We start from the raw sequence: 22,896 nt of genomic DNA, 5'->3' as shown, positions 1-22,896 counted from the left end.
GCCGCGCCCGGGAACTGCGTTTCCCCATACCCGGTCCGACCTGGAAGAGCGAGATTTAACCCATGTTTTCCGCCCTGAGACTTCCCCGATCCCTGCCGGGACGCGGCCTCGCCCTCGCCGCCGCGCTGTTCCTGAGCGCCTGCAACGCCGTGTCCACCGGCGGATCCGGCCCTTCGATCGACACCGGCGCCGCCGTTCCGGTCGCGCTTCTCGTCCCTGGCGGGGCCGGCGGCGACGCAGTCGTCTCGCGCAGCCTTGAGAACGCCGCGCGGCTCGCCATTGCCGACTTGCAGGGCGTCAAGATCGACCTGCGCGTCTATCCGACAGGCGGCAACGCCGGCGGCGCAACCGCCGCGGCCAGCCAGGCCGCCGCCGATGGCGCCAAGATCCTGCTCGGCCCGCTCTATTCCGAAGCGGCAAATGCCGCCGGCCGAACTGTCGCGGGCGAGGGTCTCAACGTGCTCTCCTTCTCGAACAACCCGGCCATCGCCGGCGGCAACGTCTTTGTCCTCGGCAACACCTTCGATAACACCGCCGACCGGCTGGTGAGATACGCCGCCTCGCGCGGCAATGGCCGAATCTTCGTTGTCAACGCAAGGTCGACCGCCGAAGAGGTCGGTCGCGACGCGATCGCCCGCGCGATTTCCGGAAGCCGCGCCACGCTCGCGGGCAACGCCTCTTTCGAATTGTCCCAGCAGGGCCTCGTCGCCGCCGTGCCGCAGATCGCCTCGCAGGTTCAGGCCTCGGGCGCCAATGCTGTCTTCTTCACCTCGGATAACGCCGGCGCCATGCCCTTCCTCGCGCAGCTCCTGCCCGAGAACGGCGTCTCGTCGGCCGAGGTCCGTTTCATCGGTCTGACACGGCTCGATATCCCTCCCGAGGCGCTCTCGCAGCCCGGCCTCCAGGGCGCCTGGTTCGCCATGCCCGACCCCGCGCTGAGCCAGAATTTCGTGAACCGCTATGCCGGCGCCTATGGCAGTGCGCCTCACCCGCTGGCGGGGCTGGCCTATGACGGTATCGCCGCGATCGGTGCACTTGTAGGCAGCGGCAAGTCCGATGCGCTCACCCGAGCGGCGCTCACGCAGGGATCGGGTTTCGTCGGCGTCAACGGCATCTTCCGCCTTCGCCCCGACGGCACCAACCAGCGCGGCCTTGCCGTCGGCCAGATCCAGAACAACCAGGTGACCGTCATTGACCCTGCCCCCAAGAGCTTCGGCGGCTTCGGCTTCTGAGCCGGAGCGCGGGCCCACGACCCCGCCCGCCCCTACCGATCTCATCTGTCCCACAGAGGAGATCTTCGACGCAACCGGTCTCTCCGAGCGCCTCGCCGAAGCCGTGCAGGGCGGCGTCGGTACCGGACGACGGGCGCGTGCGACGGCGATCCTCTCCGAAGCGCTCACCCGCGGCCGCGCCGCGATCGAGGCGGGATTCGAGAAATCGCCGCGCGCTTCCCGCCCGCTGGTGCATTCCTATGCCTGGCTCACCGACTGCATCGTCCGGTCCGCCTTCTGGACCGCAAAGTTCCTGCTGGTCGAGGACGGCGCGGACGCCTCGGCCCAGCATATGGCGGTCATCGCCGTCGGCGGCTATGGCCGTGGCGAGATGGCTCCCCATTCCGATGTCGACCTGCTGTTCCTCTCCACCGACAGGATCACGCCCCGCATCGAGGCGATCGTCGAAGAGATGCTCTATATCCTCTGGGACATGCGCCTGAAGGTCGGGCATTCCACCCGCACGATCCGCGAATGCCTCCGGCTCGGGCGGGAGGATTTCACCATCCGGACCTCGCTTCTGGAAATGCGCCATGTCGACGGTGACCCGGAGCTGACCGATACGCTGACCCACCGGCTCTGGCAGGAGCTGTTCAGCGCCTCGAGCAAGGATTACGTCGAGGCAAAACTACAGGAGCGCGCCGAGCGGCACCGCAAGCAGGGCGGACAGCGTTACATGCTCGAACCCAACGTGAAGGAGGGCAAGGGCGGGCTGAGAGACCTGCAATCGCTCTACTGGATCGCGAAATACGTCAACAATGTAGGCCGGATCGAGGAGCTGGTCGAGGCCGGCGTCTTTACCCCCGAGGAATACTGGGCCTTTGAGCAGGCCGAGACGTTCCTCTGGGCAGTGCGAGCCCACCTGCACCTCGTTGCCGGCCGCGCGGCCGAACAGTTGACATTCGACATGCAGGTGCCCGTGGCCGAGCGGCTCGGCTACCGCGATCATTCGGGGCGCCGCGCGGTAGAGCATTTCATGCAGGACTATTTCCGCCACGCGACCCGGGTCGGCGAGCTGACGCGGATCTTCCTCACCGCGCTCGAGACCCAGCATGCCAAGCGCGAGCCGGTTCTCGCGGGCCTGTTCCGCCGCCGCAAGAAGGTCTCCGACGGGTTCGAGATCAAGGGCGGCCGGCTGGCGATCGTCGACGACAAAGCGTTCCTTTCCGACAAGCTCAATATGCTGCGCCTGTTCGACGAGGCGCTCGGAACCGACACGCTGATCCACCCCGACGCCATGCGTCTGGTCTCCGCCAACCTGCACCTGATCGATGCCGACATGCGCCGGTCGCCCGAGGCGGCGAAGATCTTCCTCGGCCTGCTGCTCGACCACGGCAATCCCGAACGCTCGCTGCGGCGGATGAACGAACTCGGCGTGCTCGCTGCCTTCCTGCCGGAATTCGAGCCCATCGTGGCGATGATGCAGTTCAATTTCTACCATGCCTACACGGTCGACGAGCACACGATCCAGTGCATCAAGGTGCTCGCCCGGATCGAGCATGGCGAGCTGGTAGAGGAACTGCCGGTTGCCTCACGTATCCTCAAGAAGGGCGTCAACCGCCGGGTTCTCTACCTCGCCGTACTTCTGCACGATATCGGCAAGGGCCGGCAGGAGGACCATTCTGTCCTCGGTGCCCGCATCGCCCGGCCGGTCTGCCAGCGGCTGGGGCTCGACGAGGAAGAGGTCGAGACCGTCGAATGGCTGGTGCGCGCGCATCTGGTGATGTCGGACATGGCGCAGAAGCGCGACATCGCCGACCCGCGCACGGTGGCCGATTTCGCCAAGGCGGTGAAGACTCGCAAGCGCCTCGACCTGCTCACCGTGCTGACCGTCTGCGATATCCGAGGCGTCGGCCCGAATGTCTGGAACAATTGGAAGGCGCAGCTCCTGCGCTCTCTGCACCGGCAGACCGCGACGGCGTTGGAGAACGGGCTGGAGGATCTCAACCGCGACAATATCGGCGAGGAGAGTCAGGCCGCGCTGCGTGCCGCGCTGGACGACTGGCCGGCCGATGACGTCGAGGCCGAGATCGAGCGGCATTACCCGCCCTACTGGCAGGGCCTGCCGAACGCGACGCATACCGTCTTCGCCCGGCTGCTGAAGGGCATCCCCGATGACGAGATCCGCATCGACCTGACCGCCGAACCAGATCGCGACGCGACGCGGGCTTGTTTCGCGCTCAGCGACCACCCCGGGATCTTTGCCCGGCTCGCCGGTGCGCTGGCGCTGGTCGGCGCCAATGTGGTCGACGCCAAGACCTACACTTCCAAGGACGGCTACGCCACCGCCGCCTTCTGGATCCAGGACGGCGACGGGGCACCCTACGAGGCCGCACGCCTGCCGCGGCTCCGGCAGATGATCCACAAGACGCTCCGCGGCGAGGTGGTGCCGCGCGACGCACTGGTCAAGCGCGACAAGCAGAAGAAGCGCGAGCGTGATTTCCGCTTCCCGACCTCGGTGCATTTCGACAATGACGGCTCGGAGATCTACACCCTGATCGAGGTCGACACCCGCGACCGGCCCGGCCTGCTCTACGATCTCGCGCGGACCCTGGCCTCGGCGCATATCTACATCTCCTCGGCTCAGATCGCGACTTACGGCGCTCAGGTGGTCGACACCTTCTACGTGAAGGACATGTTCGGGCTGAAGATCTACTCGGAAAGCAAGCAGCGGACGCTCGAGAAGCGGCTCATCGCGGCGATCGAGCGCGGCGCCGAGCGGGCACGGGTCGAATGAAGCCGATCCGCCTGATGGCGGGTTTCCTGACGGTCGGGTTCTGGACGCTGATGAGCCGGATCCTCGGCTTCGTGCGCGATATCGTCATCGCCGCGCAACTCGGCGACGGTCCGGTGGCCGAGGCCTTCGTCGTCGCCTTCTCCCTGCCCAACATGTTCCGACGCTTCTTTGCCGAGGGCGCGTTCAACATGGCCTTCGTGCCGATCTTCTCCAAGAAGCTGGAAGCCGACGACGGGCCGAAGACCTTCGCCACGGACGCCTTCTCCGGCCTCGCCGCGGTGGTGATCCTGGTAACCCTCGTCGCCCAGGCCGCAATGCCCTGGCTGGTGCTCGCCATGGCCTCAGGCTTCCGCGCCGACGAACGCTTCGACCTCGCGGTCCATTTCGGCCGCATCGCCTTCCCATACATTCTCTTCATTTCGCTCGCCGCGTTGCTTTCGGGCGTGCTGAACGCTTCCGGCCGGTTCACGGCGGCTGCCGCGGCGCCTGTGCTGCTCAATGTGATCCTCGTGACGGCGATGATGATCGCAACGGCCACGGGTGGCGATTTCGGCACCTGGCTGGTCTGGGCGGTGCCGGTGGCCGGGGTCGCGCAGTTTGCCCTCGTCTGGACCGCCGCATCGCGCGCCGGCTTCCGCCTGCTGCCGCGCCGGCCCCGTCTCACGCCGGACATGAAGCGGCTTGCCCGCGTTGCCCTGCCGGCGATGCTCGCCGGTGGCGTTGTGCAGGTGAACCTGCTGGTCGGCCGTCAGGTCGCCTCTTATTTCGACGGCGCGATCCAGTATCTGAACCTGGCAGACCGGCTCTACCAGCTTCCACTCGGCGTCGTTGCCATCGCCATCGGCGTGGTGCTGCTGCCCGACCTCTCGCGCCGGCTGGCCGGGAAGGACACCGCGGGCGGACGCGACGCCTTCAACCGTGCCACCGAATTCGCCCTGCTGCTCACGCTGCCGGCAGCAACCGCGCTGGCGCTGGTCGCCGATCCCATCGTCTCAGTGCTCTACCAGCGCGGCGCCTTCTCGGCGGAGGCGGCCGTGCGCACCGCCCAGGTGACAGCGATCTACGGGCTCGGGCTGCCCGCCTTCGTGCTGCAGAAGGTGCTGCAACCTCTTTACTTCGCCCGCCACAACACCCGGACACCGTTCTATTACGCGCTGGTCGCCATGGTCATCAACGCTGCCGTGGCGATCGGCGGCGCCTTCGTGATCGGGTTCCAGGCCGCCGCCTGGGCGACCACGCTTGCCGGCTGGGCGATGGTGGCGCTGCTCTGGCTCGGCTCGCGCGGCATGGGCGAGGCCGCGGCAATAGACGCGCGCCTCAAGCGCCGCGCACAGCGCATCGTTATTGCGTCGGCGGTCATGGGCGCGGCCCTGCTCGGCACCGAGAAGCTGCTCGGCGAGGCACTCTACGTTCAGCATCTCCGCTTCGGCGCGCTCGCGGTTCTCATAATTGCGGGCGTGGTGAGCTATTTCGGCGTCGCACAGGCAATCGGCGCAACGAGTTTCGCCGAGATCCGCAGGGCGATGCGCCGCGGCCCGAAAGGCAGCTAGCAGCCGGGCGGTGTCAGATCGGCCGAACCGGTTCGTCGAATGCGGCCGCGCCGTCGTCGCTTCTGTCGATCCAGACCTTGAAATCCTTCAGCTCATGCTTGCCGAAACTGTGGGTCAGCGGTACGTCCGCTGCATCCCGGCCACGCGCGATCAATACGCGACCGCGGCGGATGTCATTGTTGCGCGGATCGAAGACCCACCACTTTCCGCCGAGATGGACCTCCATCCAGGCGGCGAAATCCATCGGCGCATAGGGGGGCGGCTGACCGATATCGCTCACGTATCCGGTACAATAGCGCGCCGGAATGTTGAGGCATCGGCAGAGCGCTACGGCCAGATGGGCAAAATCGCGACAGACACCGACGGCTTCGTTCAGGGTTTCGACGGCCGTCCGGGTCGGTCGGGAATGCTCGTAGCCGAAGCTTACGTGATCATGCACGAAGTCGCAGATGGCCTGCACCCGGTCCCAACCCTGGGGCCCGGATCCGAACCTTTCCCAGGCGAAATCCGACAGGACGTCGCTTTCGCAATAGCGGCTTGGCAGCAGGAAGTTCAATAGCTCGACCGGCATCTGCTCCACCGGCGTCTGCCCGGCCAAGCGATCGACCGGGTCGGGGGTCCCGGCGTCGCGGATGATGCCATCGGTCGACACCACCATCCCTCCGGCCGGCGCAACCAGCCGGTTGCACCAGTTGCCGAAACCGTCGCGATAGGCCTCGACCGGCACCGCGGGCTCCGTCACCAGCAGGTCCGGCCGCACCAGGTCGCTCGCGCGGGAATAGTGCACGTTGAGAAGAAGAATCATCGGTGTCGGCGCCGGCAGATCGAACGAAAGCCGGCACCCCAGTCGCAGTTGCATCATTGGCTCCGGGTGACAATCAGGGGCGGCTGACCAGGGCGCATGTTCGCACGCCCGGCGTTTCGGTCAACGTCCACCCGATCCAAACAGCTTTTGCCGCAGATTGATAGGGTCTTGAGGTTTCTGCGCCCCGGATCGCTCTGCGCTAGCGTTGCCGCATCGTTCGAAGGAGCGCCGCCCAGCCGCCCGGTTGCACGATCCCCGACAGCACGAAGCCCGCGCCGAACCCCGCCAGTTCCGCCACCCAGTCCTTGTTCGCGCCGAACAGGAAACCGAAGATGAGCTGGATCCCCATTAGGAATCCGATCAGCCGGAACGCCTGAAGCTGGTTCTGCCCCGAGCGCCCGTAGCCGACCCAGAGGATGAAGGTGAAGGCGCCGATCAACCCGTAGGCCCCCGGATACCCGCCGAAGAGCCAGTCGCCCTGCCCCGAGACCAGCCCGAAGGCCAGCGCGCCGGCGATGCCGGAACCGAAGAAGATCACCAGCACCGTCCATTGCCGGAAGGTCTCGCCCACCATCTTGCCGAGCGCGAGCACGAAGACGCAGACCATCGTGACATGAACGAAGGAGCCGTGGATGAAGAGATAGGTGACGAAGCGCTTGAGGAAATCAAACGGCCATCGCGATGTTTCGATCATCCACTGCAGGGCCTCCGCCGAAAATGCGAAATCCTGGATCGCGAGATAGCGCAGGTCGTCACCGCCGCGCATGCCGCCAAAAAGTCCGTTCCGCGACAGGAAGAACAGGATCTCTACGCCGAAAAGCGCCAGCACAAGCGCCACCACCACGGGCGGGATCGAATTGAACGGGCTGTCGTGATCGGGCTGCATGGCGGCCTCCGGTTGACGCGATTTCCCTGCATGGGTAAGCGAGCGAAGTCCGAATTTCCAGCCGGAGCCCGACATGTCCGAAGAGCCTTCGTTCACCCCGCGCGTCTTTTCCGGGATCAAGCCCTCCGGGGGCCTGACCCTCGGCAATTACCTCGGCGCCATCAAGCGGTTCGTGGACTGGCAGGAAGCCGGCACCCACGAGACGATCTATTGCGTGGTCGACCTGCACGCGATCACCGTCTGGCAGGACCCGGCCGTCCTGCACTCGGCCACCCGCGAGGTCGCCGCGGGCTATCTCGCTTCCGGAATCGATCCCACGAAGTCCATCCTTTTCAACCAGAGCCAGGTCTCGGCCCATACCGAGCTCGGCTGGATCTTCAGCTGCGTCGCGCGGATGGGCTGGATGAACCGGATGACCCAGTTCAAGGACAAGGCCGGCGAGAACGCCGAGAAGGCTTCGCTCGGCCTCTATGCCTATCCAGCGCTCATGGCCTCAGACATCCTGCTCTATCACGCCACCCACGTGCCCGTGGGCGAGGACCAGAAGCAGCATGTGGAATTGACGCGCGACATTGCGCAGAAATTCAACCACGACTTCAAGGTCGCCTTCTTCCCCGAGACCGAACCGGTGATCGAGGGCCCGGCAACGCGGGTGATGAACCTGCGCGACGGCACCAAGAAGATGTCGAAGTCGGGCGAGAGCGACATGGAACGCATCAACATGACAGACGATGCCGACACGATCGCGAAGAAGTTCAAGAAGGCCAAGACCGACCCTGAGCCGCTCCCTGAGTCGATGGAGGATCTCGCCGGCCGTCCGGAGGCGAAGAACCTCGTCGACATCTATGCCGGCCTCTCCGGTCGGACTGACGAAGAGGTTATCGCAGAGTATGCCGGCGCCGGCTGGGGCCGGTTCAAGCCGGCACTGGCGGACCTCGCGGTCGAGAAGCTCGGACCGATCTCGACGGAGATGAAGCGCCTCATGGCCGACCCGGCCGAGATCGACCGCATCCTCGCGCATGGCGCAGACCAGGCGCGCGAGATCGCCGAGCCGATCCTGAGCGAGACCTTCCGCATCGTCGGACTGGTGGGACGCTGATCCGCAAGAGGCGTGGGCCGCGCGCGCCCCACGCCTCGACGACCTGCATGATCCGCCGGATTTTCCGGCGAGGGGCGGTATCGCGGATTGCTGGCGTTGGCCCAGTCAAGGCAAGGCAGCGCTTTCAAAACGATCGGGCGCTCTACATCACCGTTTAAAGGACAAGACACCAGCGCATACGGTGCGCGTAGAGCCGGGTTATTGGGAGAGGAGAACGGCTTCTCTTCCATCACAACGGCCGGCCGTGAAAATTGAACCGCGACCCATTCCCCAAATGGAGGTTTTCATGCGCGCCCTGACACTTCTCCTCTGCACCGCTGCTACCGTCATTTCCGCCGACGCCAATGCCCAGAACGGCAATTCGGACGGAACGCCCAATGCGGTGCTGATCCGTGGCGCGAAGATCTTCACCGGATGCTCCCCCGACCTGCTGGAAGGTCAGGACGTTTTCGTAGCGGGCAACCTGATTTCCCGTATCGGCCCTGACCTCGAGCCACCCGAGTTCGCGACGATCATCGACGCTGACGGCCGCGTGCTGATGCCCGGCCTGATCGATGCCCACTGGCACGGAGTATTTGCCACGGCAACAATTCCGCAGCTCGCCGCGACAAACGAAGGTTACTGGAACCTGCAAACTGCCGTTGCACAGCGTGACACTCTCTATCGCGGCTTCACAACCGTTCGGGACGCTGGCGGACCAATGTTCGACATTGTTCGCGCAACCAACGAAGGCCTGATCGAGGGCCCCAGGGTGTTCCCCGCCGGACCCGTCATTTCTCAGACTGCAGGTCACCAGGACTTTCGGATGACCAAGGACGTGCCCGCAACGCCCGACAAGTTGCATCCCTTGGAAACGTCAGACATGTTCTACATTGCCGACGGCGTACCCGAAGTCCTGAGACGCGTGCGCGAGAATTTGATGCAGGGCGCGACGCAGATCAAGCTGACGGCAGGCGGCGGCGTGACGTCTTCCTACGATCCGATCCACACCAAGCAGTTCACAAATGCGGAACTCGAAGCGGCTGTCGAAGCGGCAGAGAACTGGGGAACATACGTGATGACCCACGCGATCAATGACGAGGCCGTCAATCACTCCCTCGACGCCGGCGTCAAGAGCATCGAGCACGGCCAGATGGCGACTCGCGAAACATTGCAGCGGATGAAGAACGAAGGCGCCTGGCTCAGCATGCAGCCCTTCCTCGATGACGAGGACGCGCCTGCCTTGAACGATTTCCAGAAAGCGAAATACCAATTCGTCACCGACGGCACCGATTTCGTCTATCGCACGGCCAAGGAGCTGGGGGTGAAGATCGCTTTCGGCACCGACACCCTCTTCAGCGCCGATCTCGCCAGACGTCAGGGCGCACAGCTCGCGAAATTGCAGAATTGGTTCACACCCTACGAAGCACTAAAGATGGCGACCTGCGACAATGCCGAACTGCTGGCGCTGTCCGGCGAGCTCACGCCCTATCCTTTGGGCCCGCTCGGCGTGATCGAGGAAGGTGCCTATGCCGACATGATCCTTGTCGATGGCAACCCGCTGGAGAATCTCGACCTCGTGAGCGATCCGGAGACCAATTTCGACATCATCATGAAGGACGGCGTGATCTACAAGAACACGCTGGAGTGACATGGCGCCGAGCGGCTCCTGTGAAGCCGCCTCGCCCTCACAATGCCGTTGGATCGAGCTTGCGCGGCCGCGGCCCGCCCGTCGCCCAGTCGAGAAGCTCAACCGTGTGGACCACCGGCACCTCCGTCCCCGCGCCGATCTGCATCATGCAACCGATATTTCCCGCCGCGATGACCTCCGGCGCCTTCGCCTCCAGCGTGCGGACTTTCCGCGCCTTTAATTCGGCGGAGATTTCCGGCTGCAAGAGGTTGTAGGTTCCCGCCGAGCCGCAGCAGAGGTGCGGGTCGGCCGGCTCCACCACCTCGAACCCCGCCCGCTTCAAAAGGACTTTCGGCGCCGTCTTCACCTGCTGGCCATGCTGCAGCGAACAGGCGGCGTGATAGGCGACTCGCAGCTTCTCCGGCGCGGCCGCCTCGGGCAGCAGGTCGACAAGAACCTCCGAGACGTCCCGCGCAATCGCCGCCACCGCCGCCGCGGGTTCGGCCAGCACATGCCCCCGGAACAGATGCCCGTAATCCTTCACGGTCGTCCCGCAGCCCGATGTGTTGATGACGATGGCATCGAGCCCCTCGCCCTGCATCTCCCGCCACCAGGCCGCGATGTTTTTTCCTGCCGTCTCCCGCGCTTCGTCGCCCTTTCCCATGTGGTGGGTCAGCGCCCCGCAACAGCCCTGCCCCTCGGCCACAACCACCTCGCAGCCCAGCCGCCGCAGGAGCCGGATGGTGGCGTCGTTGATGTCCGTGTCGAGCGCCCGTTGCGCGCAGCCGGTCATCAGCGCCACCCGCATCCGCCGCGCCCCGCGCGCGGCAAAGACCTGCGGATCGTCGTTCCGGCTCACCGGCGGGATCCGCTTCGGCGCCATCTCGAGCATCGCCCTGAGCCGCGCGTCCGGCAGCAACCGCCGAAACGGACGCCCGATCTTCGCGCCCAGCATCGCCAGCCGGAACCGCCCCGGATAGGGCAGGATCCGGGCCAGCAGCCAGCGCAACGCGCGGTCGGTAAAAGGCCGCCGGTAGGTGTCCTCGATATGCTCCCGCGCGAGATCGACAAGATGCGCGTAATGCACCCCCGAGGGACAGGTCGACATGCAGGCAAGGCAGCCCAGGCAACGGTCGATATGCCGGGTAACATCGGCGTCCGCCGGGCGGTCGTTCTCCAGCATGTCCTTGATCAGGTAGATCCGTCCCCGCGGGCTGTCGAGTTCGTCGCCAAGCACCTGGTAGCTCGGACAGGTCGCGGTGCAGAAGCCGCAATGCACGCAGGCGCGCAGGATCTCGTTCGCGCGCGCGATGCCCGGGTCGGCCAGCTGGGCCTCGGTGAAGTTTGTCTGCATTCGCCCGAGCTCCCTACGACATCAGTCCGGTGTTCAGGATCCCGCGCGGATCAAACCGGGACCGAAGCCCGTCCTCCAGCGTCCCCACCGCCGCCGGCTGCGGTTGAAACACGCCGCCCGCGGAGCGCCGCGTCTCGGACGCTTTCACCAGGGTCGCATGCCCCCGGATGCCGGCCAGTGCCGTCCTGAGATCGAACCCATCCCGAACCCGCGCCCAGACCCGCCCGCCGCCCCAGTCGAGCAGCAGCTCCGCCTCCGGAAGGGCCGCTGCCACGGACACCGCCTCAGAGGGCATCACCGAGATCCTCCAGACCTCTCCGGGTTTGCCGGCCAACGGTGCCACGTCACGCAACCCGGCCCAAAGGGTGGCCAAGCGCCCGGTATCGTCTTCGATGTCCACCGGACCGAAGCGTGACATCGCCGCCTGCAACCGTCGCGCCCGGTAGGCCACGGAGGCCTCGAACCCCTCGATCCGCAAATGCGTGAGGCGCTCCGCCGGTAGATGCGCCGCGCCGGTCACCTCGAACGGCGAGCCGAGCGCCGCCGACATCGCCGCCACCGCCTCTTCGATCCCGAGCCCGGCAATCGTCAGCCCTGCCGCCGTCTCGGGCGCGGGCAGCACCTTCAGGCTGACCTCCGTCAAAACCCCGAGCGTGCCGCGACTGCCCGCCAGCAGCTTCACCAGATCGTAGCCGGTGACGTTCTTCATCACCCGCCCCCCGTTCTTGACGATCTCGCCGCGCCCGTCGACAAAACGCAGGCCGAGCAGGCTATCGCGGCAGGCACCGGCCTGGATCCGCCGCGGGCCGGAAACATTCGCCGCCACGACGCCGCCGATCGTCGGTTCGCCCGAGGTGCCGAGCAGGACGCGATGATCCATCGGCTCGAAGGCAAGGCGCTGACCCTCCGCGGCCAGCGCCGCCTCGGCCGCGGCCAGCGACGTCCCAGCAGCCGCCACCAGCGTCAGCGCCCCGGGCTCGTAGAGCGCAATCCCCGCTATCCCGACCAGGGACAGATCCTCGCCCGCAACCGGACGCCCAACCGGCCGCGTCCCGCCGCCCCGGATCGCCAGCGGGCCCTCCGCATTGCGGATGATCTCCGCCAATGCGCCCTCGCTTTCCGGTCTCAACATGCCACGCACCGTCCCGGCTTTTTCTGCTTGCACACATCCTCGGGGGTGAATTTGCCGCAAGGCACAGAGGGGGCAGACAGCCCCCTCATGCCGGAGACTCCCGGCGCGCGGCCGACGCCTCGAGAGGGAACACCTTCGCCGGGTTCAGCAGCCATTTCGGATCAAACACGTCCTTCACCGCCATCTGTATCTCGAGATCCTGCGGCCCGAACTGGTGCGCCATCAACTCCCGCTTCTCCACGCCGACCCCGTGCTCGCCAGTGAGGCACCCGCCTGCCTCGACGCAGAGCTTCAGGATCTCCGCTCCGAAGCGCTCGCAGAGTTCGAGGTCTCCGGGCTTGTTGGCGTCATAGAGGATCAGCGGGTGCATGTTGCCGTCGCCGGCGTGGAACACATTGCCCACCCGGAGCCCGAACTCCTGGCTCATCTCGCCGATCCGCCGCAGCACTTCCGGCAGCGCCGAAACCGGGATCGTGCCGTCGAGACACATGTAGTCGCCGATCTGCCCCATCGCCCCAAAGGCCGATTTCCGCCCCAGCCAGATCCGGGCCGATTCCTCTTCCGACCGGCTTTCGCGCAATTCCACCGGGTCATGGCTGCGCGCGATGGCGAGGATCTTGGCCAGTTGCTCGTCGATCTCCGCCGGCGCCCCCTCGACCTCGACGATCAGCAGCGCCTCGCAATCGGGATAGCCGGCGCCGGAGAAGGCTTCGGTGGCGCGGATGCAGGGGCGGTCCATGAACTCGATCGCCACCGGCAGCACGCCTGCCTTGATGATGTCCGAGACGCAGCGCCCCGCGACCTCGTTGCTCGAAAACCCCATCAGAACCGGGCGCGCCCCTTCGGGCTTCGGAAGGATGCGCAGGGTCGCCTCCGTCACCACGCCAAGCTGCCCCTCCGAGCCACAGACGAGCCCCAGAAGGTCATAGCCGCCGGCATCGAGATGCGCGCCGCCGAGCTCGACCACGGTGCCGTCCATAAGCACCATGGTCACGCCCAGGAGATTGTTCGTCGTCACCCCGTATTTCAGGCAATGCGCACCGCCCGAGTTCATCGCGATATTGCCGGCGATGGCGCAGGCAAGCTGGCTCGACGGGTCCGGCGCATAGAAGAAATCCGCGTCGGCCACCGCCTCGGACACCGAGAGGTTGGTCCGCCCGGCCTGGACGCGAATGAAGCGGCTGGCGGTGTCGATCTCGAGCACCTCGGTCATCCGCGCGACCCCCAGGATCACGCAATCGGCCGTCGGAAGAGCCCCACCGGCGAGCGAGGTGCCCGCGCCGCGCGGCACCACAGGCACGCCTTCGGCATGGCAGAGGCGCAGAATCGCGGCGACCTCCTCGGTCGACCCCGGCAAGACCGCTGCCAGCGGTGGGCAGGCATAGGCCGCAAGCGCATCGCATTCGTAGGCCCGAAGCTCGCCCGGCGCCGAAATTACCGCATCCCCCGGCAAGAGCTCGCGCAACCGCGCGACGATCCTGTCCTTGCGCGCGATCACCGCCGCAGCAGGAACCGGCATCTCCATGGCTGTCCTCCCCGAACTCAACAGATCTAAAAACCGATTTTGCCGGCTGGCAAGGGAACATTTCGGCGCTAGTGTCTCGCCATGACGATCACCGACGCATTCTCAATGCTCTCATGGCTCGATATCACCGCGCTGGCGCTGCTCATTGTTTGCTGGTTCGGGATCGGATGGCGGATCGAACACGACATGGGCGGCCGACGATCCGTATCGAACCTGATGCTGGCCCATCGCGAGGACTGGATGCGCGAGATGGTCACCCGGCAACCGCGCATCTTCGACGCCACGATCCTCGGCACGCTGCGGCAAGGCACCCTCTTCTTCGCCTCATCGACGATGATCGCCATCGGCGGCGGGCTGGCGCTGCTCGCCAACCCGAAGCCGCTCAGCGACGTGGCGGGCGACCTCGTGCCCGTCCAGACGCCCGAGATCCTCTGGGAACTCAAGCTCCTCCCCGTCATCCTATTCCTCGTCAGCGCGTTCCTCGCCTTCGTCTGGTCGCATCGCCAGTTCGGCTATTGCGCAGTGCTCATGGCCGCGGTGCCGAACGATCCCGAGGTTCCCGAGGCCTATCCGCGCGCGTCCCAGGCTGCCAAGCTCAGTTCGCGCGCCGCCCGCGCCTTCAACCGCGGCATGCGCTCGGTCTATTTCGCCCTCGGGGCGACGGCCTGGCTGGCCGGTGCGCTGCCGCTGATCTTCGGCACGCTGGCGGTCACGGCGATGATCTGGCGACGCGAATTCGCCTCCACCAGCCGGTTGCTTCTGCTGCCCGAAGATCGCTGACGCGATCGTGACCGCCGGAACAGTTCCAAGGATGGCAGACTCGGCGCATGAAACCCGCGCTCTTCCTCGCCGTCCTGTAAACCACGCCTTCCGCCGTGGCCGCCGATCCCGCGGTGATCGAAGCGGTCGAAGCGCGTCCGGGCGCGTCCGGCTGGACCTTCTCGGTCACGCTCCGCCACGACGATACCGGCTGGGAGGACTATGCCGACGGCTGGCGCGTGCTTGCGCCTGACGGAACCGTTCTTGGCACCCGCGTGCTGGTCCACCCGCATGTCAACGAGCAACCCTTCACGCGCTCGCTTGCGAACGTGGATATACCCCGTGACATCCGCGAGGTCGCCATCGAGGCCAGCACGCGGGTCGAGGGCTGGTCGGGCACGTCAGTACCCTTCACGTTGCCCGCCGACGAATGACCTCGGCAGGGACGTTGCGTCCCGTTCTGCCCGACTGGAGAGGGCCGGTTGTCAGCGCCGGCGACGGCGCGCGACGGTCACCCCGGCAAGCGCGGCGGCCAGAAGCGGCAAGCTCGCCGGGAGCGGGATCGCCGGCGATAAATCCTCGGACGGGGCAACGGAGTATTCGACGACATAGGGCGCCCTGTAGCCGCCAGTCGCCTCGTCGAAATAGGTGTCGAACCAAGTGCCGCTCGTGTTCATCATCGCGTAGTCGCCGCCCCATATGCCCGGAGCCTGGCCATTGGTCCAGTTCGTGTAGCCACCGTCTTGGCTGTCTCCGGCTTCCGGGCCGACCGCCCATTCCCAGGTGCCTTGTTGGCCGAATTCCGCGGTGTCGCGGAGCCCGATATGGATATTGGTCGACCCGCCCCAGGGATACTGCGCGTCCGCAATCTGGCGGACAAAAGCGTTTTCCTCGGCAGAGGTTATTGTGACCAGGTCGCCAGCGGCGCCCATATAGCTCCGGGCGGCGGCATCTTCCGCCGCATCGTACCAGGACGCGTTCCAGTCGAGAATATATTCATACCAGTGGCCGTTGCCGCCATCCTCAACGGTCCATTGAACCGGAAGCGCAAGAGAGGCCGTTGCCGCCACACCGAATACGGCGGCAAGCAGAACTCGTGTAACCATCACACTCTTGTCCAATCGTTAAACCACGGGAGACATAATCGAACACCGGGCCGGTGCAAGACGCCCGGCGCGGGATTCGGTCGAAGGTCGGGTTGAGGTCGCGACATCTCCGACCTGTCGCGTTTTCGACGCGCGAAACGGCGCGAGCCACCCGACACATGCGCCGTTGGCGCGGGCGGTCGGGCCCGTTGGTGCACTCAATGGCACACTCGGTCATTGTCGTGAAACCCGAATTTCGCATCGATTTCGATGCAAGGAGCCTGGTGTTGGATTCTGGCAGAACGATGCTCTTGCGAGGGTCTTTTCCGGGTGGCGCGGGCTGGGTTCAGCGCCGACCCTCGCGCAGCCAGGCCCCGATCATCAACCCGGTCGCCAGAATCAGGAACAAGAGCGGCGCGACCAGCGGGATGATCGTCACATCTGCCGTCCGGTAGGCGCCCCGCGGAGTGATGCCGATCCAGCCACGCCCGGCCGCGCTTCGACCCTCACGCACCTCGCGCAGCCGCACCGGCCCCTCTTCCAACCGCGGCGCGCCGCCCCGGCGGGCGTCGATGGCGGCCCGGAGACGCGCATCGGTGGCGATGGTGTCCTCGAATTCCTTCGGAGCCGCCGGTCCGAGCGCCACGACGCCGGTGAGATCCCCCTCGGCCAGCCGGTAGAGACCCGGCTCGGTGCCGGTGAACCGGCCGGTGAACCGGCCCGGATCCGTCTCGGCCAGCGGCACCTGCACGACGCTGCCATCCGGCGCGGTGACCTCGACATCCTCTGGCGCATCGCCCAGCGTGCGCCGCGTCAGCACCACGTCGAGCCCTTCGGCGCTCGCGGTCAGTGCCTCCTCCTCGAGATCGGGCTCCTTCATCGTCCAGTGCGCCAGGCGGCGCAGCAATTCCAGCTGCGGCCCGCCACCCTCGAAACCGCGCGACCAGAGCCATGCGTGGTCCGAGGCCAGCAGCGCCACGCGCCCCGCGCCCACCCGGTCAAGAAGCAGCAACGGACGTTCGAGCCCGGAGAGCACGACCTGACCCCGCTCCGGCTCGAGCTCCACCAGCCGGAACCAACGCCCCCAGCCCGGCTCCGTGTCCCCCTCCGCCGGAGGCGGGGCGAGCGCGTCGAGGCCTTCAGTCACCGGGTGCTTGCGGCCGGTCTCGGTGATCTGCGGCCGGTAGCCTTCCTCGATCACCCGCGCGGTGGGCACCGCTGGCAGGATCTCGCCCAGCGGCGAGCGGAAAAGGCTGTCGGCGGTGGCGAAATCCGGCCCCGCCGCGACCAGCACAGCGCCGCCGCGCTCGACATACTGGCGCACATTGTCGAGATAGAGCATCGGCAGGATGCCGCGGCGCTTGTAGCGGTCGAAGATGATCAGGTCGAACTCGTCGACCTTCTCCAGGAAGAGCTCGCGCGTCGGGAAGGCGATCAGCGACAGCTCGGTCACCGGCACGCCGTCCTGCTTCTCGGGCGGACGCAGGATGGTGAAATGCACCAGATCCACCGAACTGTCCGACTTCAGAAGGTTGCGCCAGGTACGCTCGCCGGCATGCGGCTCGCCGGACACCAGCAGCACGCGCAACCGGTCCCGCACGCCATTGATCTGGACGACGGCGGCGTTGTTGCGGTCGGTCAACTCGCCCTCGGCGGCGGCAACCTCAAGACGGACGACGTTCATCCCGCCATGGGAAAGCGTCAGTGGCAGTTCAACGTCCTGGCCAACGGGAAGCTGCACCGGCACAGGCTCCGCGCCGTCGATGCCGATCAGCATGGTGACGACGCCGGGCATCCCCGCCGGCACCGCGCCGCTGTCTTCCACCCGTAGGGTCAGCGACGCCTCTTCGCCGACGATGGCGAAGGCGGGCGCGGATTTGAGGACAAGGCGGCGATCCCAATCCGCCTCTCGGCCCGTCATCAGCAGGTGAAGCGGCGCCGGCAGGTCGGGCGCGCGCTCGATGTCGTGCACCAGCCCGTCGCTGACAAGGACCGCGCCGGCCACCTGCGCCGATGGCACCTCGGCCAGAAGTTCCGCCAATGCTTCCATCGCGAGAGACCCGGCATTCTCGTCGGCATCCGTCAGGATCACCTCGCGCAGCTCGGTCCCTGGCATCCCGGCCACCGCAGCGCGGAGGTTGTCCGCCGCTGCGTCCGTCTGCTCGGCGCGGTCGGACATGCGTTGCGAGGCGGTCCGGTCCACCACCATCAGGACGATGTCGGAGAGCGGCTCGCGCTGTTCGATCTGGTAGGACGGGTTGGCGAGAGCAACCAGCAGCGCGGCGGCCGCGAGCCCGCGCAGCCACCAGCCGCGCGCGCCACGCCAGATCGCCAGCCCCACGAGCACTGTCGCAAGCCCGGCTGCTACCCAGATTGCCGGCCAGGGCAGCAGCGGATCGAAGAGGATATCGGTGCTTCGCATCACTGGCCGAGCCTTTCCAAGAGGTCGGGCACGTGGACCTGGTCGGATTTGTAGTTGCCGGTGAGAACATGCATGACGAGGTTCACGCCGAAGCGTAGCGCGATTTCCCGCTGCCGGTCACCGGCGTGGCCGCGGCCCACCGGGAACATCGGACCGCCATACTCATCCACGGCCCATGCCGCGGCCCAGTCATTGCCGCCGATCACCACCGGCGTCACGTTGTCGTTGAGATTGCGGAAGGGCATGCCGTCGGCTCTCTCGGCATCGGCCGGTGCCGCCTCGACCCAGACGTCCCGGCTGGCGAAGCGGCCGGGAAAATCCTGCAACAGGTAGAAGGTGCGGGTCAGGACATGATCCTCGGGGATCGGTTCCAGCGGCGGGATGTCGAGCGGGCGGGCGAGTTGCTGGAGCTTGCGACCGGCCGCAGTGCCCGACCCGAAACTGCCGATATCGGCGTCGCGCGTGTCAAACAGGATCATACCGCCGGACCGGAGATAACGGTTGAGCCGCGCATAGGCCTCGGCCGATGGGATCGGCTGGTCCAGAGCGATCGGCCAGTAGAGGAACGGGAAGAAAGCGAGTTCGTCCGTCTCCAGGTTGACGGCGATCGGGTCGGTGGGCTCGACCGACGTTCGGGCGTAAAGCGTGTCGGACAGGCCCTTCAGGCCGGCGGCGGCAACGCGGTCCGTGCGCGCGTCACCCGTGATCACATGAGCGAGCACGACCTCGTTTGTCGCCATAAGCGCGAGACCGTCATCGGATTGCTGCGCCTGCACCTCGCCAAGTGGAAGTATCGCCACCAGCGCCAGCGCGGCCAGCGCGCCCTGGCTCGCCCGCCGCAACCGGCCGGAGAGCCAGAGCGAGGCAATGAGGTCGAGGCCAAAGAGCGCAAGTGCAAGCGCCAGCACCGGCCCGGTGAGCCGGGTTTCAGCGGCGATCTCCATGCCTTCGACGGGAATCCGGGCGGGCCAGTCGGCCGGCGCGAGGGCGGCTTCGGATCCCAGAACGTTGACCGCAAGCCGCCGGTCGCCATTGGCATAGAGGCCCGGCGGCATCTCCGCGCCGAGCTGGCCCTCGGCGATCCGTTCGCCCGGAACGCCGGCCAGCGTCTCCGCGTCGCTTATCCGGCCGAAACCGTCGAGTACGCGTTCGGCGGTCCAGGTCGTGCCGGACAGTTCCTCGGCACCGGGCGCGGCGGAGCGAGTCGAGACGGCCAGCCGCTCTAGCATCTGCACGAAGAGCCCCGAGAGCGGCAGGCTCGACCATTCGGCATTGGCCGTAACGTGGAAGAGCACCACCTGCCCCTCGCCCATACGCTTTCGGGTGACGAGCGGCGTGCCGTCCTCCAGCGCGGCGATGACGCTCTGGGAAAGATCGGGATCGGGTTGCGCCATGACCTGCGACGTGACGGTCACCTCCGCCGGGATCGCCAGGCCGAAGAAGGGCGAGCTCTCGGCGAAGGGGCGCAAACCCTTTGGTTCGCCCCAGCTCATCGCGCCGCCGACGCTGCGCCCGCCCTGCCGCAGGCGCACCGGCATCAGCGGGTCGAGCGCGTCGCGGCTGACATCCGAGGCCGCGAGCCGCGGTCCGGCGAAGCGCAGCAACAGGCCGCCATTCTCAACCCAGTCCTGCAACCCCGCCTCCTCGGCGGGCGCGAGCCGGGCGACATCGGCCAGCACGATCACGTCCGGGTTGGCGAGCAGCAGGTCGGTGAGCGCGCCGTCGATCAGGTCGGCGGTCGGCGCCAGCGCCTGTTCGAGATAGTGCAGCGGCGACAGAAGCTGGAGTCCCTCGCGGTCGGTCCGCCCGGCGATCAGCGCCACCTCGCGGCGCTTTAGGCTGTCATCGGTCAGTGTCACCGCCCCGGCGGCTCGGGCACCCGTGATCTCGAACCGGGTCACCCGGTTCCGCAGTTCGGGCGGCAGCGACAGGTCGACCTCGGCACGCGTCGCATCGGCAGGGAAGGTCACCGGCACCACGGCGAGTTGCCGTTCGGTTCCCGCCGGGTCAAGCCCGATCGCGGCGATCTCGGCCGCCTGCTCGAGCCCGCTCCGGGTCCGGAGTGCTGTGAGGTCGACAATTCCATCTACGTACATTGCCGGAAGCAGACCGAGCACCGGGCGGCCCGTCTCGATCACCCGAACCTCGCCGCGCGCCTCGAGCGCGGCCAGCATCTCTGTGCGCGCCGGGTCGGCCATGCCGTCCGAAAGCCAGAGCGTGTCGAAATCCTGCGTCCCGAGCGCATCGATCCAGTCGGCCTGCGCCGCCGCTTCAGGCGACCAGGGGCGCGGCTCGAGCCCGGCGAGACGGTTCAACCAGCGATCGGCCGAGAGGAAGTCGGGGGGGGCCGGCACCAGATCGGTGCGGCTGGCCAGCGCCACCGGGCGACCGGCTCGTCCGGCCTCCTCGAGCGCCACGGCGATCCGGTCGCGGCGCTTCGTCCAGTCGCCGGCATCCGCCCAGGTTCCGTCAATGAGGACGAGGAGCGGGCCGGAGCCGCTCTCGTCGCTCTGAGGGTTCAGCACCGGGCCGGCAAAGCCCACGATCACCGCCGCCGCCGCCAGCATCCTCAGGAGCAGGAGCCACCAGGGGGTGCGGTCGGCCTGGGTTTCCTCATCGGTGAGCCCCAGCAGCAGGGCCACGCCGGGAAAGCGCCGGCGGATCGGTGCTGGCGGCACCGCACGCAGGATGATCCAGAGCACCGGCAGCGCCAGGAGCCCCAGAAGCAGCAGAGGCGCGGTGAACCCGAGCGGTCCCAGCATCCACATCAGCGCGTCCGCTCCAGCGCGGTGTAGAGCCAGAGCAGCGCCGTCTGTGCGCTGTCACCGGTGTGGTGGCAGGTGTAGAGCCAGCCGGAAAGGCGCGCGAGACGCTCCAGCCGGTCTTTCCGTTCGGCGAGCCGTTCGAGATAGCGCTCTTTCAACTCACCCGCCTTCAGCGTCTCATGCCGGAGCGTGCCGCCCATGCTCTCGAAGATCGTGCGGCCATCGAAGGGAAAGCTTTCCTCGGCCGGGTCGAGCACCTGGAAGAGCATGCCGTGGACTCCGCGATCGGCCGCCTTGGCAAGCGCCGCCTCGACCGCGTCCATGTCGCCGAGGAAATCCGAGAGAAAGACAGCCCGCGCATGGAGCGGAAGACCGGGCGTCTCCGGGCGGCCGTAATCCTCCGCAGACAGTTCATCCGAGAGCGCCTCGGCCAGGCGCAGGAGTTGCACCTGGCCCGAGCGGGGCGGCGTACCGATATTGGCCAGCCCGACCCGCTCGCCGCCGCGCACCAGCAACACCGAAAGCGCCAGCGCCAGGAGCCGCGCCCGGTCGGATTTCGCCGGGCGCGAGCGGTCGCCGGAGAACCCCATCGAGCGCGAGCCGTCGACCCAGATGACCACCGATTGCGCAGCCTGCCACTCCCTCTGGCGTATGAAGTGAACGTCCGACTTTGCCGAGCGCCGCCAGTCGATCTGCCGCGCCTCGTCGCCCTCCGACAGCGGGCGATATTGCCAGAACTCGTCTCCGGTGCCAGCACGGCGGCGGCCATGCGCGCCAAGCAGCACGGTCGAGGCGAGATGCTCGGCCTGCACCAGCAATGGCGGAAGTGCCGCCGCGAGCCCCTCGGCCCGGGTCCTGAGTTGCGGGCCTGCCTGGCTCACGCGGCAGCCTCCCGGTGGCCGATTTCAGCCGCCACGGTCTGGATCAGGTCGCCAAGGCTCTCGCCCCGGGCGCGGGCGGCAAAGGTCAGCGCCATGCGGTGCAAGAGCACCGGCTCGGCCATGTCGATCACGTCCTCGGTCGAGGGTGCGAGCCGTCCGTCGAGAAGCGCCCGCGCCCGCACTGTCAGCATCAGCGCCTGCGCCGCGCGCGGCCCCGGCCCCCAGCTTACGCTGCGCGTCACCGCCTCGGGCGCGCCGGGCTCGCCGGGGCGGAAGGCGCGGACAAGATCGAGGATCAGCTCCACCACCTTCTCGCCCACCGGCATACGCCGCAGCACCACCTGTGCCGCCAGAAGCTCCTCGGGGGTGAAGACGGCATGCGACTGTGCCTCCTCGATTCCGGTCGTGGCCAGCAGGATGTCGTGCTCGGTCTTCCGGTCCGGATAGGGCACGTCGATCTGCACGAGGAAGCGGTCGAGCTGCGCCTCGGGCAGCGGATAGGTGCCCTCCTGCTCGATCGGGTTCTGTGTCGCCAGAACGTGGAACGGGGAGCCGAGGGGGCGATGCGCGCCGGCGATGGTAACTTCCTTCTCCTGCATCGCCTGCAACAGGGCCGACTGTGTCCGCGGGCTGGCACGGTTGATCTCGTCGGCCATCAGCAACTGACAGAATACCGGCCCCTCGATGAAGCGGAAGTCGCGCCGCCCGCCCTCGCCCGTTTCGAGAACCTCGGACCCCAGAATATCGGCCGGCATCAGGTCCGGCGTAAACTGGATCCGGTTGGTGCCGAGCCCCATCACGGTGCCGAGCGTGTCCACCAGCCGCGTCTTGCCCAGCCCCGGCAGGCCGATCAGCAAACCGTGCCCACCGCAGAGAAGCGCCGACAGAACGAGGTCCACAACCCGCTCCTGGCCGATGAATCGGCGGGTGATCGAGGCCCTGGCCTCGCCGAGCTTGGCGCCCAGGGCTTCGATTTCGGAGACAAGTTCGATAGGCTCGGCCATGAAGTGGGTCCT

At 67.0% G+C, this 22,896-nt stretch carries 17 protein-coding genes; 7 read left to right on the top strand and 10 right to left on the bottom strand.

Going from position 1 to position 22,896, the window contains the following annotated elements; all coding sequences use genetic code 11:
• Positions 1 to 62 precede the first annotated feature (62 nt).
• From EU800_RS16895 to murJ, 3 genes are read left to right on the top strand one after another with little or no spacing between them, the layout of a single operon-like run.
• Positions 63 to 1,232, top strand: coding sequence for a penicillin-binding protein activator (locus EU800_RS16895; protein WP_129634200.1), 1,170 nt, complete (start codon positions 63 to 65; stop codon positions 1,230 to 1,232).
• Positions 1,192 to 4,008: a [protein-PII] uridylyltransferase gene (locus tag EU800_RS16890; RefSeq protein WP_129634199.1), complete on the top strand. Its 2,817-nt coding sequence runs from the start codon at positions 1,192 to 1,194 to the stop codon at positions 4,006 to 4,008. The genes EU800_RS16895 and EU800_RS16890 overlap by 41 nt, the downstream gene beginning before the upstream one ends.
• The gene (murJ, locus tag EU800_RS16885; RefSeq protein WP_129634198.1) at positions 4,005 to 5,558 is read left to right on the top strand and encodes a murein biosynthesis integral membrane protein MurJ; all 1,554 of its coding nucleotides are present in this window, start codon (positions 4,005 to 4,007) and stop codon (positions 5,556 to 5,558) included. Before EU800_RS16890 ends, murJ begins: the two co-directional genes overlap by 4 nt.
• A 13-nt stretch (positions 5,559 to 5,571) precedes the next feature.
• On the opposite strand, the gene EU800_RS16880 is transcribed toward murJ, so the two are convergent.
• On the bottom strand, positions 5,572 to 6,417 hold the full coding sequence (locus EU800_RS16880; RefSeq protein ID WP_129634197.1) for a transglutaminase family protein: 846 nt from the start codon (positions 6,415 to 6,417) through the stop codon (positions 5,572 to 5,574).
• Positions 6,418 to 6,562: 145 nt separating this feature from the next.
• Positions 6,563 to 7,249 carry a rhomboid family intramembrane serine protease gene (locus EU800_RS16875; protein ID WP_129634196.1) on the bottom strand — a complete coding sequence of 229 codons (687 nt, stop codon included), beginning with the start codon at positions 7,247 to 7,249 and terminating at the stop codon, positions 6,563 to 6,565.
• Positions 7,250 to 7,322: 73 nt separating this feature from the next.
• Here EU800_RS16875 and trpS point away from each other — a divergent pair, with 73 nt between their 5' ends.
• Both trpS and EU800_RS16865 read left to right on the top strand, forming a co-directional pair.
• A complete protein-coding gene (trpS, locus tag EU800_RS16870) occupies positions 7,323 to 8,348 on the top strand; it encodes a tryptophan--tRNA ligase (RefSeq protein WP_129634195.1) in 1,026 nt (341 codons plus the stop codon).
• A gap of 181 nt (positions 8,349 to 8,529) precedes the next feature.
• Positions 8,530 to 9,978, top strand: a complete 1,449-nt coding sequence (locus EU800_RS16865; RefSeq protein WP_207209930.1) for an amidohydrolase family protein — start codon at positions 8,530 to 8,532, stop codon at positions 9,976 to 9,978.
• Between the two features lie 37 nt (positions 9,979 to 10,015).
• On the opposite strand, the gene glcF is transcribed toward EU800_RS16865, so the two are convergent.
• The 3 genes from glcF to EU800_RS16850 form a co-directional block, all read right to left on the bottom strand.
• Positions 10,016 to 11,311, bottom strand: a complete 1,296-nt coding sequence (gene glcF / locus EU800_RS16860; protein WP_129634194.1) for a glycolate oxidase subunit GlcF — start codon at positions 11,309 to 11,311, stop codon at positions 10,016 to 10,018.
• Between the two features lie 13 nt (positions 11,312 to 11,324).
• On the bottom strand, positions 11,325 to 12,440 hold the full coding sequence (locus EU800_RS16855; protein ID WP_129634234.1) for an FAD-binding protein: 1,116 nt from the start codon (positions 12,438 to 12,440) through the stop codon (positions 11,325 to 11,327).
• 88 nt (positions 12,441 to 12,528) lie between these two features.
• Complete coding sequence (locus EU800_RS16850; protein WP_129634193.1) at positions 12,529 to 13,968, bottom strand: FAD-linked oxidase C-terminal domain-containing protein; 1,440 nt, start codon at positions 13,966 to 13,968, stop codon at positions 12,529 to 12,531.
• 81 nt (positions 13,969 to 14,049) lie between these two features.
• Between EU800_RS16850 and EU800_RS16845 the strand changes: the two genes are divergently transcribed.
• Together EU800_RS16845 and EU800_RS16840 are read left to right on the top strand one after the other, a co-directional pair.
• Positions 14,050 to 14,748: a DUF599 domain-containing protein gene (locus EU800_RS16845; RefSeq protein WP_129634192.1), complete on the top strand. Its 699-nt coding sequence runs from the start codon at positions 14,050 to 14,052 to the stop codon at positions 14,746 to 14,748.
• A 95-nt stretch (positions 14,749 to 14,843) separates the two neighbouring features.
• Positions 14,844 to 15,161, top strand: a complete 318-nt coding sequence (locus tag EU800_RS16840) for a hypothetical protein (protein ID WP_129634191.1) — start codon at positions 14,844 to 14,846, stop codon at positions 15,159 to 15,161.
• Between the two features lie 51 nt (positions 15,162 to 15,212).
• Here EU800_RS16840 and EU800_RS16835 read toward each other — a convergent pair whose 3' ends face one another.
• From EU800_RS16835 to EU800_RS16815, 5 genes are all read right to left on the bottom strand, one after another.
• On the bottom strand, positions 15,213 to 15,833 hold the full coding sequence (locus EU800_RS16835; protein ID WP_129634190.1) for a C-type lectin domain-containing protein: 621 nt from the start codon (positions 15,831 to 15,833) through the stop codon (positions 15,213 to 15,215).
• Between the two features lie 325 nt (positions 15,834 to 16,158).
• Complete coding sequence (locus tag EU800_RS16830; RefSeq protein ID WP_129634189.1) at positions 16,159 to 18,234, bottom strand: hypothetical protein; 2,076 nt, start codon at positions 18,232 to 18,234, stop codon at positions 16,159 to 16,161.
• Positions 18,234 to 21,002 (bottom strand): DUF4159 domain-containing protein, encoded by a 2,769-nt coding sequence (locus EU800_RS16825; RefSeq protein WP_129634188.1) that lies wholly within the window; start codon positions 21,000 to 21,002, stop codon positions 18,234 to 18,236. The genes EU800_RS16830 and EU800_RS16825 overlap by 1 nt, the downstream gene beginning before the upstream one ends.
• On the bottom strand, positions 21,002 to 21,880 hold the full coding sequence (locus EU800_RS16820) for a DUF58 domain-containing protein (RefSeq protein WP_129634187.1): 879 nt from the start codon (positions 21,878 to 21,880) through the stop codon (positions 21,002 to 21,004). Before EU800_RS16820 ends, EU800_RS16825 begins: the two co-directional genes overlap by 1 nt.
• Positions 21,877 to 22,884, bottom strand: a complete 1,008-nt coding sequence (locus tag EU800_RS16815) for a MoxR family ATPase (RefSeq protein ID WP_129634186.1) — start codon at positions 22,882 to 22,884, stop codon at positions 21,877 to 21,879. The genes EU800_RS16820 and EU800_RS16815 overlap by 4 nt, the downstream gene beginning before the upstream one ends.
• Between the last annotated feature and the right edge of the window lie 12 nt (positions 22,885 to 22,896).

Origin of the sequence: Tropicimonas sp. IMCC6043, from assembly GCF_004146235.1 — a bacterium.
GTDB lineage: Bacteria > Pseudomonadota > Alphaproteobacteria > Rhodobacterales > Rhodobacteraceae > Tropicimonas.
Note: the sequence above shows the minus strand (reverse complement) of the source record. Positions and strands in the feature narration are given on the sequence as shown.

What these genes read in the sequence shown, in the direction of transcription:
- EU800_RS16880 (WP_129634197.1), bottom strand. Translation starts at nt 6,417, where the DNA reads ATGCAACTGCGACTGGGGTGCCGGCTTTCGTTCGATCTGCCGGCGCCG.
- EU800_RS16825 (WP_129634188.1), bottom strand. Translation starts at nt 21,002, where the DNA reads ATGTGGATGCTGGGACCGCTCGGGTTCACCGCGCCTCTGCTGCTTCTG.
- EU800_RS16895 (WP_129634200.1), top strand. Translation starts at nt 63, where the DNA reads ATGTTTTCCGCCCTGAGACTTCCCCGATCCCTGCCGGGACGCGGCCTC.
- EU800_RS16875 (WP_129634196.1), bottom strand. Translation starts at nt 7,249, where the DNA reads ATGCAGCCCGATCACGACAGCCCGTTCAATTCGATCCCGCCCGTGGTG.
- EU800_RS16815 (WP_129634186.1), bottom strand. Translation starts at nt 22,884, where the DNA reads ATGGCCGAGCCTATCGAACTTGTCTCCGAAATCGAAGCCCTGGGCGCC.
- EU800_RS16830 (WP_129634189.1), bottom strand. Translation starts at nt 18,234, where the DNA reads ATGCGAAGCACCGATATCCTCTTCGATCCGCTGCTGCCCTGGCCGGCA.
- EU800_RS16850 (WP_129634193.1), bottom strand. Translation starts at nt 13,968, where the DNA reads ATGGAGATGCCGGTTCCTGCTGCGGCGGTGATCGCGCGCAAGGACAGG.
- trpS (WP_129634195.1), top strand. Translation starts at nt 7,323, where the DNA reads ATGTCCGAAGAGCCTTCGTTCACCCCGCGCGTCTTTTCCGGGATCAAG.
- EU800_RS16835 (WP_129634190.1), bottom strand. Translation starts at nt 15,833, where the DNA reads ATGGTTACACGAGTTCTGCTTGCCGCCGTATTCGGTGTGGCGGCAACG.
- murJ (WP_129634198.1), top strand. Translation starts at nt 4,005, where the DNA reads ATGAAGCCGATCCGCCTGATGGCGGGTTTCCTGACGGTCGGGTTCTGG.
- glcF (WP_129634194.1), bottom strand. Translation starts at nt 11,311, where the DNA reads ATGCAGACAAACTTCACCGAGGCCCAGCTGGCCGACCCGGGCATCGCG.
- EU800_RS16845 (WP_129634192.1), top strand. Translation starts at nt 14,050, where the DNA reads ATGACGATCACCGACGCATTCTCAATGCTCTCATGGCTCGATATCACC.